The sequence below is a fragment of the Aquimarina sp. genome (assembly GCF_977115655.1).
Genome location: NZ_CDSBKO010000017.1, coordinates 64,052 through 82,419 on the forward strand (window position 1 = coordinate 64,052; position 18,368 = coordinate 82,419).

Sequence of the window (18,368 nt, forward strand, 5' to 3'; positions counted from 1 at the left end):
AAAAAACGTCTGTATCCCGGTTTAGAACCAGAAAATACAAACGCCTGTATATTATGAAAAAAGCCGTCGTTATCATTCTGGTACTATTTATAACAAATAGTACTTATGCACAACAACCTTTTGATTGTAATGAAGGAAAATTTTATCAAGTAATTTCTGGAGCATTACGATCCTATGACCCTATAACGGGGACCTATTCTGATCCTCTTCATACCCATAGCGCATATAACGCAGGAGGGTACAACCCCGTAGATAATTTTTTATATGCAATACGAAGTAGCGATAAACATCTATTACGAATAGGAAAAGATGCAATCGTAGATCTTGGTGCTGTTGCTCCTAACGGAGGTATCGCATTTGGTGGTGGTTATGCTGCCGATGTAGACAACGAAGGAAACTTATGGGTTTTTCAAAATGCACTAGACAAGAAATCTTTTCATAAAATAATCCATTTGCAAAGCTATAATGGCTCTACTCCTCCTGTATTTGAAATTGTAGTATCCAACCAAGCTTCTCCTAATACATGTGCAGATATTGTATTTATTAATGGTAATTTATATGGTGGTAGTAAAGGAGATGTATATAAATGGGATCTTTCTACAACCACCCCTGTTTTTAGCAGCAATACGGTTACCGATTTGCCCAACCATACATTTGGTGCTTGTTATACCGATACCAGTAACAGACTATATGTATCCAGTAACAGTGGGGGATTATATTTGGTGAATGATTATGAAAGTACAACCCCTTATGCTGCTTTATTAAATAACACCGAAGTAACCAACTCTAATGATGGTTTTAAATGTGCCAGTGGTATATCGCCTATAGATGCCGATCAGGACGAAGTCTTAGACCCTTTTGACAAAGATACCGATGGAGATGGCATTCCTGACCTTGTAGAAGGTGGCGGTATAGATCCTTATGGAGATGATGACTCTGATGGGACTTTTAACTATTTGGATCCCGATTTTGGAGCTACCTGTAACAGTGGCGTTTCTTTAGCTTTTGATACCGATAGGGATGGTGTGCCCAACGTACTGGATTTGGATAGTGATAACGACGGGATATTTGATATTGTAGAAGCCGGACTAGGTAGTTATGATACTAATGGTGATGGTCAATTTAATGCGCAGGATTCTAATTATATCGATTCGGATCTGGATGGTATTGCAGATATTGTAGATGTAGATCAAACTGGTGTTGTTTTTTATCCTGCAGATACCGATAATGATCTAATTTATGACGCATACGATATTGATTCTGATCAAGACGGGATCATTGACCTTATTGAAGGGCAAAACAGCCTTAACTTTATACCTCTTTCTGGTCTGGATGACGATAGAGATGGTATGGATAATGCTTTTGATCCTAGTAGTGGCGGGACTCCCCAAGGATATATTAATACAGATGGTACAGATAACCCCGACTTTTTAGATACCGACTCTAATAACGATGGAACATTAGATACGGTAGATGCATACGATACAAATAGCGATGGAACAGCAGATACAACAGCATCTGGAAATGATTTTGATCAAGATGGTCTGGATGATAATTTTGATTTAAAAAAAACTGTTTTTGATTCGAATAACAACAACCAAACCCCTGCCAGTTTTCCTGCATCCAGTATAGGTGAGCGATATCAATATCTGGGCACAATTGGCGCAAATGGCATTCCAGATTATTTAGTCACTAATCAGATCCTAACCTCCGATTACATAAACCGTATACAAAATGGTTTGCCCGAAGGTAATTCTGTTCCTAACCTTAATCCTAATTATATTTACTCGGGTTACGATACCAATGTTATTTTAGAAAGCGCAACAACCATTTCAGTAACCTTTATTGATGAAAATACAAACTATAAAAATGTACTTGGTTTTTATACGTATAATATAAATAATCCTTCTGCAACGGTTCCTGACCCAGAAAATATTACTGTTGTTTTTCCTAATACTTCAAAAGTAGGCGGTGGTGGTGGATTAGCTGCCGGTAATACCGTAAATATTGGTAGTTTTCCTGCAAATACAGCTATTGGATGGGTATTACTTACAGATGGCTGGGATAACAACAATATAGACTCCGGGCTATGGCAAATCTACTCTGACCCAGATTACAATCCAGAGTGTGATGAGACACTACGACCACACAATATCCTGCTAGCAGACACTGCCAACGAAACTATTGTGCTTGGTTTTGAAGATATTAGACGAGACTATCCAGAAGCAGATCATGATTTTAACGATGTATTGTTTCATGTAAAAGCAGAGCAATACAGTTCCTTAAAAACAACCAATATACCTGAACTAACAGAAGAAGGTATTGTAACCTCTGGTAATGATGGTGGGTTAGAAAGTAACGGAGATCTGGCAAATTTAATTGCTAAAAGAAATTTTACCCGATCCAAAACCAATAAAATATACAATCAAAAAAGCTTGCAACAACGTTTTGCTCCGGGGCAAAAATCATACAAAAATGGTAACAATGTAGACTTAAGTGTTTATTTTCCAACAACCGGAGCTACAGGAACAGAAACCTCGTTTGTATCGAGCCCGGATGATTTAATTGGAATTACCAATGCTACCTCTGTATTCTCTATAGACTATTACAAACAAAATCAAAGAGTTGGTGCTGCATTGGCCATGGCGACCAAAGGATCTGTTTATGACCATTCTAAAACTATATGCGACAGACTTAATGGGTCTGTACTAGAAGACATCAGAACCTTAAAAATCCGAAACCATACTTTGGTGAATACCAAAATTAGAAGAGCAACAGGAGAGATCGAACAAGCTTTACATTTTTCTGTTCGAACAGACGAATATCAAAACGAGTTATATAGTTTATGGAACATGGATCAATACCCCGAAGGAGACTATCTTAATTTTCAGATCTGGGGTGGTTCTATACCACAAGTTGCAACAATTGCAAATACGATTATAGATAAGTTGATGGTGCAAAAATCACTTGGTAAAACTTTTATTCCAAACCATATACCTCCTGTATTTGTTCAGGAAGGATATTATAGAAATGGTAAACTTATATTAAGTATTATAAACAAGTCGCAAGCAAGCCAACTTAACTTTAGAGGAAACAAAAGAGCAACAGAATTATCTAATGAAGAACTATTAACCAAAACAATTGCTCTGTCTGGTGAATATCAAGAAACTGTTACTATAGAAACAGGATATTTATTTGATATAGGATTTGCAATTACGGGTAACGATCCCTACAAAGCAGATGCATTATACCTGGCAGATGGCCCGTGGGGTATTGATTTTCTGGAGCAAGGAGCTACGATAACTAACTTTAATATTATTAAGAACGAAAATCAGGAAAACCAAGCTAATCAGTACCTAATAGAACGAGATGCTACGGTAAGTGGTAACCTTAAAGAAACCATGAATCTTTTTAGAAATATTCTGGGAGGAGATCGTACTCTAAATGTAACAGAATACAAAGCGGTAGAGTTTGAGTTATACGCAGATAAAGAGGTAGAAGTAATCCTGGTAACCAAAGATCTTACAGATTGGAACGACAGACTTAGGTATACCATAAAAGCAACCGATACAAAACAAACATACACCCTGCCTTTTTCTAGTTTTTATACTACAAAAAAACAAGATGTTAGTATAGACAATCTAAGAAGTGTTGTGTTTTCTATACAAGGAGATTACCAAATTTTTACCCCTTTTACTATCGAAGTTTCGAAGCTTAAATTTACAGCAGAAAAAGAACAAGAAGAAACCACCGATACTACAACCACAGGTAATGAAAACACAGAGGGTATAGCAATCGATAATGAGGATGTAGAAATTAGTCCCGAAAACAGTACAACTGCTATCTTTAACTCTCCTAATCCCTTTAAAACAAATACAACCATCAAAATGCCAACACCACAAAAAAAACTAACCATATCGGTAATAGATATGCTTGGCAGAGCCGTACAAAAAGAACATCTTGGAGGTAACGGGGTCTTAACAGACACTTTTACTTTTACTGCCAAGAACCTACAAAAAGGTGTATATAAATATATTATTAGAGGAGACAATTTCAAAAAAAGATACGAAGGAACTTTCCTAATACAATAACACAATATCTTACTATACTCCTGCACTTTATGAAAAATGTAAAGTACAGGAGTATTTTTTAAAAAGAAAGTACCTTTATAATAAATACATAATACAACATAAAAACCTATTCTCATGAAAATGATCATTCATACTGCTTTAAAAAGATTAAGTGCAGAGCAAAAATTTATGATCAGTGTCATTATCGTTAATGGGGGAAACTATCTTTATAATTTAATTTTGGGTAGAATTTTAGGTCCCGAAGCGTTTGCAGACGCTGCACTATTAATCACTTTTCTTTTAGTTTTGTCTTTTGTTGCTATGACATTTCAATTATCGACAGCCAAATTTTCGGTAATTTTTGAGAAGGATGTATTTAAAAATTTTATCAATATTATATACAAATACTCTAGTGCTATCGGTATTGTTTTAGGAGTCTTACTTATCCTGTTTGCAAATTCTTTACAAGCACTATTTAACACCCAGTCCTCTACTATGTTTACTTTGTTTGGTATTGGTGTTCCTGTATACTTTATTATGAGTGTTAACAGAGGGATTTTTCAAGGAAGCAAAAAATTTTACAGTCTTGCTATAACCTATCAGGGAGAAATGATTAGCAGACTTATTATTACTTTACTATTAATCTATACTACACAATTACAATCTTCTGTTTTAGTAGCTTTGGGTATTGCTATTTCTTTTCTGTTTGGTCTTCTCCCCTTTCAATCTAAACATATCGAAATCACAAAAAAACATACATTACCATCTACAGAATCTAAATATATACTCAAGTTTTTCCTGCTAACAGCATTTTATGAGTTTACTCAAATCATTATCAACAATAGTGATATCCTTATGGTAAAACACTATTTTGAAACGTACGAAGCTGGTTTATACGCTTCTTTAGCCTTGATTGGCAGAGTCGTATATTTTGTTGCCTGGATGTTTGTTATGTTATTATTACCAAAAGTAGTACAAAAACAAAAGGATGGAGAAGCCCACACTCCTGTATTATTCAAATATGTATCTTATATTACTTTACTTTCGGCAGCGATTGTACTGGGATGCTATCTTTTTCCTGAACTTGTAATTAATATAATGTTTGGTAGTGAATATATAAGTATAGCACCACTACTATGGAAATATGCAATTGCAACATCCCTATTTGCTATTTCTAATATTTTTGCTTATTATTTTTTATCTCTGGATCAATATGTACCAGTAGTATTATCTGCTTTACTTGGGGTTTCGCAGGTAGTACTTATCCTATTTTTTCACAATACACTATCACAGGTTGTTATTATGCAAATAATAGCAATGGCTGTTCTTCTTGTATTTCAGTTATTCTTCTTTTTAATGTATCAAAAAAGAGGATAACGATCGATAGAACCTATTCATGGAAAGATATATGTAACTCACCGTAATTAGCATCAAAATCAATAAAAAAAGATGCAACTTTAAGATATTAATAACCTATAAAACAAAAGTTATGGCCTTACAAATTACCCAAAATCAAGAAGTTTTTGAAATTAAAGGAAGTATAACCGCAGAAAATGCTAAATCCTTACAACATCATTTTGAAAAGCTATTGTACAATTTAAACAAAGTAATTATCTGCCTGGATAAAGTAAAAAAAATTGATTCGTCTGGCGTTACCGTATTAAATAAACTATTTAGGAATGCTGTCGAAAATAAAAAAATCTTATACATTATAGGCAAAGAAAATAAAAAAGTAAGTGCTGCCTTTGGCAAGATAAACTATGTTCTGAAAAGTGATTTTGTATAACAGAATATACCCAAAATAAAATATCAGGAAACTGCAAATTATAAATACATCAGGAACGTTTAAAGTAATAGGTAATTTCGCTTTTGCAGCTCTTTTAAAAAGATACAACCAATATATTTTTAGAAAATATTATTAACCATCGTTACTAAAACCTTCAAATAATAAAAACGTGCTATACCCCAAAAAATACTTGTTATTCTTGTTTGGTTTATGTTGGTTTTTTAATCTGGTTATTATAAATTGTAGTTTACAAAAACAAAGACCTATCCCGTTCGTCCTAAAATCTTGAAACCTTTATTATCCTTAAGGTTTCTAATAGGTTTTAATTCGTCTCTGTCTGATTCTAAAAACCAACATAAAGAATTATAGATGAAATTAGCTATTGTAACCGCTTACCCCCCCAGTAAAGTAACTTTAAATGAATACGCATACCACTTGGTCAAACATTTTAGACAACATGCAGAAATTTCTGAACTTATATTGTTAACCGATGTTTCCCCGCAAGATGCATATATTTCATTTACCGAAAAAGGATGCCGTATAGTAGTCAAACAATGCTGGAAATTTAATAGCTATAACAACATTTTTTCTGTAATGAAAGTAATTAACCAAACCAAACCAGATGCTATATTATTTAATCTGCAATTCATGAAGTTTGGAGATAAAAAAATAGCTGCAGCATTAGGGTTGTTATTACCAAAACGTTGTGTTTCAAAAAATATCCCTACCATAGTTTTACTGCATAATATTATGGAGCAAGTAGATTTAGAAAACTCTGGGTTTACAAAAAATAAAATTCTTCAAAAAATATATACAGGTATAGGTACAATGCTTACCCGGTTTATACTATCGGCAGATATGGTTGCTGTTACTATAGATAAATATGTACATATCTTAAAAGAAAAATATACCGCTACCAACATAGTACAGATCCCTCATGGTACTTTTGAAATACCGGAAGAGCCAATATACACCCTTCCTGAGGGCCCTTTACAAGTTATGACTTTCGGAAAATTTGGTACGTACAAAAAGGTAGAGATTATGATTGAAGCAGTAGAAAAGGTACGATCCAGAACCAATACCAATCTCGAAATTGTAATCGCAGGAACAGATAACCCTAATGTTATAGGGTATTTACAATCTATGAAAGAAAAATATGCTAATGTACCCCAACTTACGTTTACTGGTTATGTAGAAGAGGTGGATGTGCCCAGAATTTTTACAGAAAGTGCTATGGTAGTATTTCCGTATACCTCTACAACAGGAAGCTCGGGAGTATTACACCAAGCAGGAAGCTATGGTAAAGCTGTAGTTATGCCGGATTTAGGAGATTTAAGTTTATTAGTAGAAGAAGAAGGATATAAAGGAGAGTTTTTTGATCCTGAAAGTGTAGATAGCCTTGCCAATGCTATAGAAAAAATTGTATTAGATCCTGGATATCGTATTGCATTAGGAAAAGCAAATTACAAAGCTGCCACTGCCCTGCCAATGCCTAAAATAACCGATATGTATATCCAACAATTTAAAGCTATACAGAACAGAAAATAATAATAATCCTTCTTTTTTAATATATCTGTATAACTACCGTTTCTATCTTAGTAGCTCTATCCTCTTATCGATCTGCTGCAAGATGCAGGAGATACTACATTATAAACGTAAGTTTCTTAAAATTTGGTTTAAAAAAGCCGTCAAATGGAGTGATTTTTCATAAGGTAACGAAGAAAAATTGTATCGTTCTTTCGACAAGCTCAAGATGACAAGGCTTTTGGTTTAAAATTTACTTGTCTTCGATAGTTATGCTGAGTTTTGCCGAAGTACAATTTTCTATTGAAGACGAGTAAATTTTCTTACACCGAACTCAAGTTAAAAATATCGAACTCTCGCGGGGTGCAGGAGATATTACATTAAAAATATTTGAAAAACATTACCTAGTCTAAAACCTTAACTAATCGACATTGTAATGAGACTCTAAATGAAGGATTAACCAAAGATTACTTTATAAACTCAAAAGCTGGTTTCTTTTTTCCTTTGCTATCGATAAATCCAAAATGCTTTTGTTTATGCTTACGCCAGGGCAATTTACCTACTACGGCAGTAGGTACTTCCTCAAAATCGTATAAAGTCCAGGAAAGATAATTTATATTTTGTTCCTTTATTATTTTTTGAAATTGCTCATAATAATCTGCCTGCCCTTTTTTTGAAGCTCCAAAAGGACTCCAAAGCCCTCTGCTAGAAGATAATCCAAATTCTTGTAAAACCAGTGGCTTGCTTATTTTTGCAGATACATCTTTATATTTTTGTGTAAATTCATCGATATCCAGGTAATAATGAAAAGATACCATATCTACTTCTTCTTGTAATAAATCTGCCGACCCCATATCCGACCATCCGATAGTAATGAGGTGGTTAGGATCAAATTTTCGTATTTGATAAATCATTTCTTTTAGCCATGCCAATACACTTTCTTTTCCTCTGGAATTAAAATCCAAATTGGGTTCATTTTTTATATCCCAAGCCAAGATCGCTTTGTGATTTGCTAACGGGGTTACTATTTGCTCTGCATGCCGGTGTGTTAATGTCCAATCCAACACAGAATAATCTCCGTAAAAATCAAATAAGGTTACAATAACTTTAAGGTTCTTATCTTCGGCTTTATCCAGTACTTCTTGTAGTTTTTGCAGTTTTTCTGGTATAACCTTCGCTTTTCCAAAAACTACATAAGGCACAAAAATTCGTATGGTATTTAAACCTGCTCCTTTTATAATATCAAAGTCTTTTGCTATAACATCTATATTATAATTCTCTCCAAACATATCCCAGGGGGTTTTCTGAGGGTAATAATTAATCCCCTTTATAGTGTATTCTGTATTTTCTATATATATTTTATCCTTAATAACTTTGGCTAAACCATTAGATAGCAAACTAGTATCCTGATCCTGATTTCCTTTTTTCACCAGATGCCGTATCCGCCAAAAGCCATCTTCTAAAAGTAGCATTACCTGATAATTGGATTGCAATCGTGTTTCTGTCAAAAATGTATCTTCTCTATATACTCGTTGGTATTCTTTTACATTAGTGTCGCTTAAGATTGCTAATTGCCCATCTGCGCTATAAAAATCCAAAGCTATATTATGATTGGTAGTAGTACCATGTATTTCTATATTTTTTTCTTTATTAGAGCGTATGGTATTTGCTATATTTTTTCTCGAACTTTTGGTATAATAATCTTTTACCCCATCCATCGTATTGCTTTGGTATGCTACATTGCGTACATACCATGCATTAAGGTAATCTTGCTCTATATCTTGCAGGGTTTGTTTTTCTATAGGTCGCCCGGGATTAATGGTATCTATCCAATTTAATTTAGGAAAATACACCTGCTCTTTATGTAATGTAATATGTAACATAGAACTTCGGTCAGCTCCAGTATTCAGAAAAGAAAAAGCTTGACTTATTCCAAAAAGCAACAATATAATAACCCCTATAAAGGAACTAATTAGTAATACTGCATATATATATTTACTCCATCGTATCATTGTAACTCTATATCGTTGTATTGTTTTTCTACTCCCAATGCTTTTATGGTAATATTATATTTCCCGGAGGCATAAAACCCTTCTTGCAAAAAGAATCTTGCAACTCCGTTTGACGAAGTTTCTACCTTTGTATCTATTTTTTTATTTTCTTTAAAAATTTCGAGTATTACCATTGCTCCGTCTGGTATTAACTGCCCCATAAAACTAACCAAAGGCCCTACGGTAACATAACGATTACCTTTTTTAAATTGCGTATTAAAATCTTCTAAAACTTTGGTATACTGTACTGTGATACTGTTGCTCTCTGCCATCCCATGTATATATGCTTTAACTTGCCAGGTATCTTCATGATCGGGGTGTAACATTTTGGCCATTGCTTGCCCATTAACGGTACTTGCCTGGGTGTGTAATAACAATCCATTAGTGTTTTTTATAATAAATTTTACCAAAGACCCGTCACTTATAATATTACCATATTTGTCTTTTATTATAGAAGTGATAAATTGTGTGATTTGATTACCATCTGCATAAGAATGCTTTCGGTTACTCTGGATTTGAAAGTTTTCGGGTAAGGAAGGGAATACATCGATAGAAAATTCTTTAGAAATTGTTTCGTTAACTTTAGAGAACACTAATATTCTGCCTGATGGATTATAAGAAAATATATTTTGCCAGGCAATCATATCTTTACTACGAAGTTCTTTCTTTTTTTCTGTATCCAAAAACTGATGTCCTACTGTTACCTTTGTACTGTCTGGCAATGGATTATCATAAGAGTCTGCAGGGATAACTACTTGCATTGCATAGTCAATCCCCCCTGCTATAATACTGGGAGGTCCTATATAGGATTCTAAACAAACCTTTGTTTTGCTATTAGATTCGATTTGTAATTCGCCCTGATAAAGATTTTCTTTTTCATAAAATAAGGTATAGGATACGGTTCCTTTTTTATTTGCTATAAATTCCGGAATCGTAAACCGTGTTCCTCCCTGTGTATCCGGTTGTATGGTTGTACTGCCATACGATGTGTGTAAAAAAAGTTCTATATCTATTTCTTCTTTATTTATTTTAAAATCTAATACCATAGGATCTCCTGCTTCTGCTATTTTTTTGTGTGCAGATACTGTTACAGAGATCTCTTCTGGTTTTTTAAGCACACTTTTAAAAGCAATGCTTACCACGCAAATCAAGATCCCCGATAGTACTATAGTTATATATTTCTTTTTAATCCTCATTAATTTGGAGCTCCTATATAGGTGCAAATTTCTATTTTAATATAACTAAACCCTTTTCCTTGTATAGGGATTAATTGCGAAGATTGATGTTCTGATTTTCTATCGGGCACCACTTGATTGCTAATCTCTTCGTTTGCTAATCCATTTACAAAAACATTATCCATAGTATCATTTATACTATTTATATGTGATATATCTAACAATGGATACTTAAAATATTGTTTGCGTTGTGGTCGGATACCTTCTCTTAAATACCGATGATCTACCCATACTAACTTTTGATCTTTGGTATAATATGAGATCAATAACATCGGGATGGTGACTTCTTCTAAACCCGAGTTAAATAAAACACCTTCTACTGTAGTATTATCAACAACAGACAAATCATTAATGGTAACCCCTTTAAACAAATCTACCGTAACTACATTGCCTGCACATTGTAAATTAAACTTTGCCGGGGTTTGATTAAGTACTAAAGTGGTAAACTCATCGGGGTTAAATATTTTTGGTTTTTGCTCCTCTGTATTCATCCAGGCTATACCCTCAAAATTAATACGGAAACTAGTAATTTCTTTAGGTAGTAGTTTATGTTTCATTTGGTTTTTAGCATTAAACTTTGCTAATTTTTGGTCTTCACTATTATACAATGTTCCTGTGATTACTACATCTGCTGGTACATTATCCACATTTTGTAATTCTCCTATAATGCTATATTCATTTTTATGCCCAACTATTTTTGCAGATAACACCTCTAATACTGGTTGTTTTAAAACATCTTCATGGTGTGTTTGCTCAGAACTTATTCTTCGTCTGCCATGATTATAAAATGACGTGATATTTTCAGCAAACAATTGATCCGGCGGTATATCCAAATCATACCTTAACGGTTTTATGTACCATTTTTTACCGTATTTTACCAGTTCATGATAAAACGTTTTTTCTATTTTTTCTAATGATGTAATCCAATGTGTATTCACTTTTACTTTAGCTGTACTATCTGTTTTTGCAGTAACATTTACATCTATTTCATTTAGTTTAGCATACGAACTTAGCAAGCCATCGGTAACCGAAATTTCTAGCATATATTGCGCCTTGGTCTTATCGGTTTTGGGGTCTATATACGAGTATGCCCTTTCAAACTCTTTAAAATCCAAAGCATCATAATACGACTCTATTGCATTGATCGGGTTTAATTGTTTTACATTTTTAATATATATCCAATAAAATCCATATCCGGTACATAGTAGCATCAAAATTGCCCACACATACGAGGTGGTAAAAACTATATTTTTAAACTTGTGATAGGATACCCCATATTTAAAATATACAGGAATCGTTTTTGGTTTTGCTTTTAAAGCATGTATCCATATTAATTGAATATTAATCATAAATGCAATCAATACGGTAGCTAAAGGGATCAGTCCCCACATTAGCTTTTGAAACGTAGGGGTTTTATCTTTAGGTAAAATACTGGATAAGGGAGGAACATTTAATTTTTCCCAAACCATTATGCCATTTTCTAATTGCCGTAATCGTTGCCACCCGCAGAAATAGAGTATAGGGTCATAAAATTTATCATTAGAGAATACATACTTTAAATTATATTTTTCGGGTACGGTTAGAAATTGTTGTAAGGAGCCTATACCTTCTACCCCTCTAAATTTTGAGTTTTCTAAACGCTCTACTGCCCTTGTGGTTAGCTCTGGCAATCGCCTGGCAGAATGATAGTTGCCATCCACTGTCATTGCTTTGGTTTGCGCAGACAGCCATGCCATTTGATCTCCAAATCCTAATGGAAGATATCGCCATTGGTCGTGTTGATCTTGGCTCAAAAAATTTAAAATGGGTAGCATTTTAATTTTTTGAGGTTGCAAGGGTCTAAAATACCCGAGACTCATCGTAAAAAACGTAGTAAAAATGATTCCTCCTGTAAGCAATCCTGCTAAAACCCTATGGTAAACACCTCCATATTTTTTTTGGATTTTTTGTTTTAGATCCCCTTCTGTAAATCGATACCCAAATTCGCCAAATATGGGGAGCGCCATAATAGATCCCCATAAGGTAAATCTATCCAGAGTAAGAATATTAAATGCATTTTCTCCCAGAATCATTTTAGGAATGGGTGTTGTTCCTCCTGTGCCTAAAATGATTAAAAGAGTAAAAGACAATCCAAAAAATAAATATCGTTTGCTGTACAATCGAAACCATATATACGGAAGCAAGAACAATAAAATCCCCCACGGTATTAAAAAAAACACTAATCCGGATGATGTAACTTCAAAAAAATTATCTCGCGATCCATGCGGTATAGGTACCTGCGTTATAGGATTATTTTTGGTATTGATCCAGTACGGAAGAATACAAATGATAATTAAAAGTAAAGATCCAAAACCAAAAACCACTATTCTTTTAAAAAGAGAAAGAAAATTTTTGAAAAAGATTAGTAAACTTACATCTTTATAGCTTCCTGCGGTTTCTCTTGAAACATCCATTAGCACCATTCCTATTATAGGGAAAATAAAGAAAATCATTCCAAAAACAGGGGTTACATGATGCGATGTTACGGTTACTGCAATAAGGCTTAAGCTATTGAGCAGATACTTATATTTTCCTATCTTAAGCCAAAGATAAATCTCTGGTAATGCATGTAATAAAACCGAAAGTCCTATAATACTGGGTAATTGCCCAAAAATATGTAATGTTTCTATAAATGCGGAAGAAAATACTGCAAAAATAGCGGTATATCCTGCTACTTTTTGGTTAGACGTAAGTACGAGAGCAAAACGATATATACCTGTTATAAAAAGAAGGATTGCTATAAGTGCAACTGTAAACAAGCCAAACTTTAATCCTCCTATATAAGAAAACAATCCTATACTTTGGTGTACCAAAGGGGGATATCCCATTACTGTAAAACCAGTATACCAACTATAGTTCCATGGTTCGAACCAACTATTTGCATAATGATTTCCAAAAAATAAGTGAATTAAAGCATCATAAGTGCTCTCTAACGTAAAAAAAATAGCCGTACCATGAAAAACAATCCCTGTGAGCAATGCACTAATTAGATACTTATTTGTGGTTTTATCCATATAAAATAAACTCTCGCCGTTTTCTTAGACTTAAATATACAACAAAGCTTCGGGATAGACCAATAGTAAATCTTTAGAGACATACTATTCGTCGATAGCAATATACGACTTACCTAAATGTTGCATTACTGTTTTAAAAACAAGGTTATTTTTGACGTATAAACTATCAAATACTCTATATGAAAACCGGAATTATAATACCTTGCAATACTAATGAGAAAAGATTAAATATCTTAGTGTTTTTAAGCTTAGTACAAGAAGAAAATGACCTTCATTTATGTTTTGTAACTAATGTAATTAAAGATAACACCATAAATATTTTAAAAGAAATTCAATTTAAAGCTCCGGATAAGGTTAGTATTGTTGATATAAAAAGAAATTCAGGAAAATCAACTGCTATACGCGCAGGAGTACGATACTTGCAAAGTAGAAAGGATATAAAATTTATTAGCTTTATAGATACCGATATCCCTAATAACCCTAAAGATTTTACTACTGTTTTAAAACCATGGAAAACAAACAAGGTTTCCAATTTTATTTCAAAATATGTAATGAATACCAGTTATTATACATTCTTAAAAAAACACAATACCAGTACACAATCCAAAACGACACAAATTCTTTGTTTTTTTGATTTATCGTTTATAACATACAGGCTCGCAGAATGAGCGCACACTATTTGACTCGAAGTTACCCCTATATATATGTACGGATAGAGAGTATTACTTATTATAAGTTTACTCTCTTTTTTTTATGGACAAAAATTCATTATTGCTTTAACCTGCTTTATGCAGTAGAACTTCGTAATGAAGCTTGAAAATGCCATAAATGCAGTCATTTTCTTGATTTTATAGCTAAATTAATATGAAATGGCATAAAAGATTTATAAAGTAAAAAATCGAAGTTCAAGGCAAAAAACACAGTCATAGCAGAGCTATGACGAGTATTTTTAACGTAGAAATTCGATTTTTTACTAGAAAGATTAATGTTATTTTATGTTGATTTAGCTATAGCATAGCCCTTCGATAAACCCAGGGTAAACTGCTATGGTTAAATTAAAAAACGAAGCAAAGCGCCTGTATTTGCAGTAGCTACAAGGTGTAATAGGTTTTCTATTGCATAAAGCAGGTTTAATAAAACACCTATTAGTACATCTTATTATTAGAACGATGGTTTCAAAAAACATGATATCGTTCTTAATTTTTTTAAAAAAATAATACCAATCGATTACACTTTAAATTTACTGAAAAAGAAAATTAACTGTTTTTTAAATATCCAAAGCAAAAAAGAACAGTATTGTTGCTACCATAAATATAACAAATTCAGGATACAAGTCCCCTGTATAACCAATAAGCAACATACTGGCAAACATAACCATTGCTAAAAGAACCTGAAAACATACTGACTTGCAACTTTTTTTTTCTAGAGACTTTATACTTCCAATTTGGGTATACCGTGATATTAACTCTTCATATTTTTTTTCTATTCTATTATTTTTTGTTACATGCCCAAATTTATTTCCAAAAATTGCTTTCCAGTTCTCTATTGCCAACCTATATTCTTTCTTTTTTTTAAAATCAATAGCACTACTTGCATTATAATAGGCAAGAGTGGCTTTATTGATAAAGTCTTCAGGATTGCAAATCATTTGGTCACTTTTCATTGTTTTCCATATTTTTTGCGAAGTTTGTTGGCTTTTAAGGTACCTAAAAAAATCTTTGCACATGATATCATAGTGCTCATAAGTACAACATTTATCTTTCCATTGTAAAAGAAAATTACAGACTAATGTATCTAATAGCTTTTTGTTAACCTGAACATTACAATGTAACCTCCAGGCATGTGCCATTTTACACAAATTTTGAATATTCCCTCCTGTAACCCTATCTGCTTGGTTTATTGCATTTATCCCAGAAATAGGATCTATTACCATCCAATTCCCTTCTTCAGAAATATCTGCTTGTATATATTTATCAAAATATCTAAACACAGGTAAAATATGAAAAAGCATCTCATCTATAAAACAAACCTCAATCATCTGTTTCTCTTTGTTGATTTTTACATTTGTGTAACCCCTACTAATTACATTCTTTACATCCATCAAAAATTCAAATTGAGGGTTGTTGTTTTTTCTAATGTATTTATTTTTTATTGAGATGGGAATTTCAAACATGAGTTCAATTTCATTGACATGGGCATTTGCCGTTTTTCTTCCAAAACTACCTATAAAAATACCTCCTGAACAAGACTTCAAATCCCAATATTCCATATTTAGTATCCTACATATTGAATTAGCTCTTGAATAGATTATTGATTTTTTACGTTCTGGGATAATGAAATCATCACAAAAGGAATTGAACATTAATGATGTATCCATATAAATCTTCTTTTCCATACTATTTCTTTTCATAAAATTTTATATTATTAGATGGTTTTAAGAAGAATTTTTGCTAAATGAATTATTTATTTAATGAGTTGGTTTTGGGTTATGAGAATAAATGGCAAGAGTAAAGTTGTTGAAGTAATTATCGCTTTTCAACCCTACTTAAAGCTTTTAAATAAAATAGTTACCTGAATTTTATTTATTTGTTTTCGGTTGTTGATAGTATACCCAAAAACACTATAAATTTAATTGCGGTACAATTGTACCGTGATTAAAAAAAGTACAATAAAAAATCTTACGTAAATACCAAGAATGTCTTTTAAAAATCAACAGATAGCTTAAAACTTCATTTATACAATTACTCATGTATTGTTTAAGCAGATATAGTAGGAAAGTTTTTTAAAAAAGAGCAGGCTATTATTAAATTTTAAACGAAAAGTTTTGTAGAAATGTTTCATAATAAATTGCTTTTTAAATTATTGAATCAAATTTACTTTTCTTGTTTAAAAAAGAAATGAAAAATTGTTTATCGGAGAGAAAATATCGATAAACAAGCAAAAAGTATCGTTAAAATATTAAGAACACCTTGAAAACCGATAATGGTTTGCAGGTATATATCTAAAATAAAAATTGGATTTACAATGTTTTACACAAACCCTATTGTCTAGATTTCAAAAAAAATTAAATTCAAATATAGCTAAATTAATATGAAATGACATGAAAGATTTATAAAGGAAAAAATCGAAGTTCAAGGCAAAAAACGCAGTCATAGCAGAGCTATGACGAGTATTTTTAACGTAGAAATTCGATTTTTTACTAGAAAGATTACTATTATTTTATGTTGATTTAGCTATAAATACTTAGCAGGGTTTATCCAATGTTATTAAATCAAGGTTTGGTGATGCCTGTTTTATCAACGAAATTTAACATTATTCTATTTGTATATATATAGAAAAAGTAACAGCTTCCTTATAATAAATCAAAAAGATGATGGGTTGACTTCGTCGACACAAAACCCGTAGGCTTATGTTAATTTACCTCTACGCACTATATGCCGGAGCTAATTTTTCTTTAACCTGAGGTCGTTTTTTATACACTCTACCATACCATAACAAAACCCCTGTAACCGGTAAAGAAGCACAGATCAAGCTTGCTAAAAAAGCAATTATTTTTCCTGTTACCCCCCCAATAGAACCAACATGAATATCATAATTCATTCGAATCACCTTGTCGGCAAATCCTGCATTTTTGTATTTTCCATAAATACTGGTTGTTTCTACTTCTTGTAGTGTATGTTGATCAAAAAACAGATAATCCATATTATAATACAACCCTGCAGAGTTACTTACCTCAACAAGCACTGTTGTAGAATCGTTTTCGGGATAATGCAATTCAAAACTTTTGGCATTGGTATATGTCTTGTAGAGCATAGGTATTAATTGATCGTATGGCGGGTTTGTATCTGATTTTGTAATGGTTGTACTTATATTTTGTGGAATAATAAATTGTGGTGCCTTATCTCCTCCTGTAGCTATATACGCTATAAAATAAAACCAATTAAACGCCATAACGCATCCTGTAAACGCAAACAGTAACCCCAGAGATGAAATATAAAATCCTGTTACAGAATGCAAATCAAAATTCTTTCGTTTCCAGCGTGTTTTACTGTTCCAATCAAATTTTAGCCGTTGTCGCCAGTTTTTTTTGTTTCTGGGTATCCAAAGAAAAAATCCACTAAATAATATTACCAAAAATAATAATATAGAATAGGATACTATTCGGGAACCAATTGCTTCTGGAAGCCATAATCGTATATGCCCCTTTAATACAAAAGCAAAGAATCCCGAATCATTATCTACCCTTTTAATAAATTTACCCGAGTATGGATCCAAAAAAACACTCTGATAAAACAGTTCTGGTTCTGCCTGATAAAAAACGACTTCTATGGCTTCATTAGGTTGCCCATATATAACACCATGAATAGTTTTATCGGGAATTACTTGTTCTGCAATTGACTTTACCTTAGAAGAAATAATAAACTCCTGTTCTTGTGGAGTTACATATTTATAATCGGTATAAAAACTTTCAATTTCGTCTTTAAAAACCCATAAACATCCTGTAATCGATACGATAAAAAGTACTACTCCTGTAATTAGGCCTAGTATTTTATGAATTTGTAAAATGATTTTACGGTTATTTCTTTTTTTTGGCGAAGACATAGTTATGTTTTAAAAAATAATAACACCCCCAGACATACACCTGCCCA

General features: G+C 32.7%; 10 protein-coding genes. 5 read left to right on the forward strand and 5 right to left on the reverse strand.

The genetic code is table 11. The features are described from left to right. The first annotated feature begins 53 nt into the window (after positions 1 to 53). The 4 genes from ACZIYX_RS09410 to ACZIYX_RS09425 all read left to right on the forward strand — a co-directional run bounded on the left by ACZIYX_RS09410 (position 54) and on the right by ACZIYX_RS09425 (position 7,404). A complete protein-coding gene (locus ACZIYX_RS09410) occupies positions 54 to 4,091 on the forward strand; it encodes a DUF6923 family protein (protein ID WP_462681971.1) in 4,038 nt (1,345 codons plus the stop codon). A gap of 114 nt (positions 4,092 to 4,205) precedes the next feature. Next, positions 4,206 to 5,447 (forward strand): oligosaccharide flippase family protein, encoded by a 1,242-nt coding sequence (locus ACZIYX_RS09415; protein WP_462681972.1) that lies wholly within the window; start codon positions 4,206 to 4,208, stop codon positions 5,445 to 5,447. A gap of 112 nt (positions 5,448 to 5,559) precedes the next feature. Further along, on the forward strand, positions 5,560 to 5,856 hold the full coding sequence (locus ACZIYX_RS09420; RefSeq protein ID WP_462681973.1) for an STAS domain-containing protein: 297 nt from the start codon (positions 5,560 to 5,562) through the stop codon (positions 5,854 to 5,856). Between the two features lie 369 nt (positions 5,857 to 6,225). Next, complete coding sequence (locus ACZIYX_RS09425; protein WP_462681974.1) at positions 6,226 to 7,404, forward strand: glycosyltransferase; 1,179 nt, start codon at positions 6,226 to 6,228, stop codon at positions 7,402 to 7,404. 443 nt (positions 7,405 to 7,847) lie between these two features. Here the strand turns inward: ACZIYX_RS09425 and ACZIYX_RS09430 are convergent, their stop codons facing one another. From ACZIYX_RS09430 to ACZIYX_RS09440, 3 genes are read right to left on the reverse strand one after another with little or no spacing between them, the layout of a single operon-like run. Further along, positions 7,848 to 9,392, reverse strand: coding sequence for a cellulase family glycosylhydrolase (locus tag ACZIYX_RS09430; protein WP_462681975.1), 1,545 nt, complete (start codon positions 9,390 to 9,392; stop codon positions 7,848 to 7,850). Then, positions 9,389 to 10,627, reverse strand: coding sequence for a hypothetical protein (locus ACZIYX_RS09435; RefSeq protein ID WP_462681976.1), 1,239 nt, complete (start codon positions 10,625 to 10,627; stop codon positions 9,389 to 9,391). Before ACZIYX_RS09435 ends, ACZIYX_RS09430 begins: the two co-directional genes overlap by 4 nt. After that, the gene (locus tag ACZIYX_RS09440) at positions 10,627 to 13,719 is read right to left on the reverse strand and encodes a hypothetical protein (protein ID WP_462681977.1); all 3,093 of its coding nucleotides are present in this window, start codon (positions 13,717 to 13,719) and stop codon (positions 10,627 to 10,629) included. The genes ACZIYX_RS09435 and ACZIYX_RS09440 overlap by 1 nt, the downstream gene beginning before the upstream one ends. Positions 13,720 to 13,898: 179 nt before the next feature. Between ACZIYX_RS09440 and ACZIYX_RS09445 the strand changes: the two genes are divergently transcribed. After that, positions 13,899 to 14,387 (forward strand): glycosyltransferase, encoded by a 489-nt coding sequence (locus ACZIYX_RS09445; RefSeq protein WP_462681978.1) that lies wholly within the window; start codon positions 13,899 to 13,901, stop codon positions 14,385 to 14,387. A 599-nt stretch (positions 14,388 to 14,986) separates the two neighbouring features. On the opposite strand, the gene ACZIYX_RS09450 is transcribed toward ACZIYX_RS09445, so the two are convergent. Together ACZIYX_RS09450 and ACZIYX_RS09455 are read right to left on the reverse strand one after the other, a co-directional pair. Beyond that, complete coding sequence (locus ACZIYX_RS09450; protein WP_462681979.1) at positions 14,987 to 16,114, reverse strand: SMODS domain-containing nucleotidyltransferase; 1,128 nt, start codon at positions 16,112 to 16,114, stop codon at positions 14,987 to 14,989. Positions 16,115 to 17,142: 1,028 nt separating this feature from the next. Next, positions 17,143 to 18,321: a PepSY-associated TM helix domain-containing protein gene (locus tag ACZIYX_RS09455; protein ID WP_462681980.1), complete on the reverse strand. Its 1,179-nt coding sequence runs from the start codon at positions 18,319 to 18,321 to the stop codon at positions 17,143 to 17,145. Between the last annotated feature and the right edge of the window lie 47 nt (positions 18,322 to 18,368).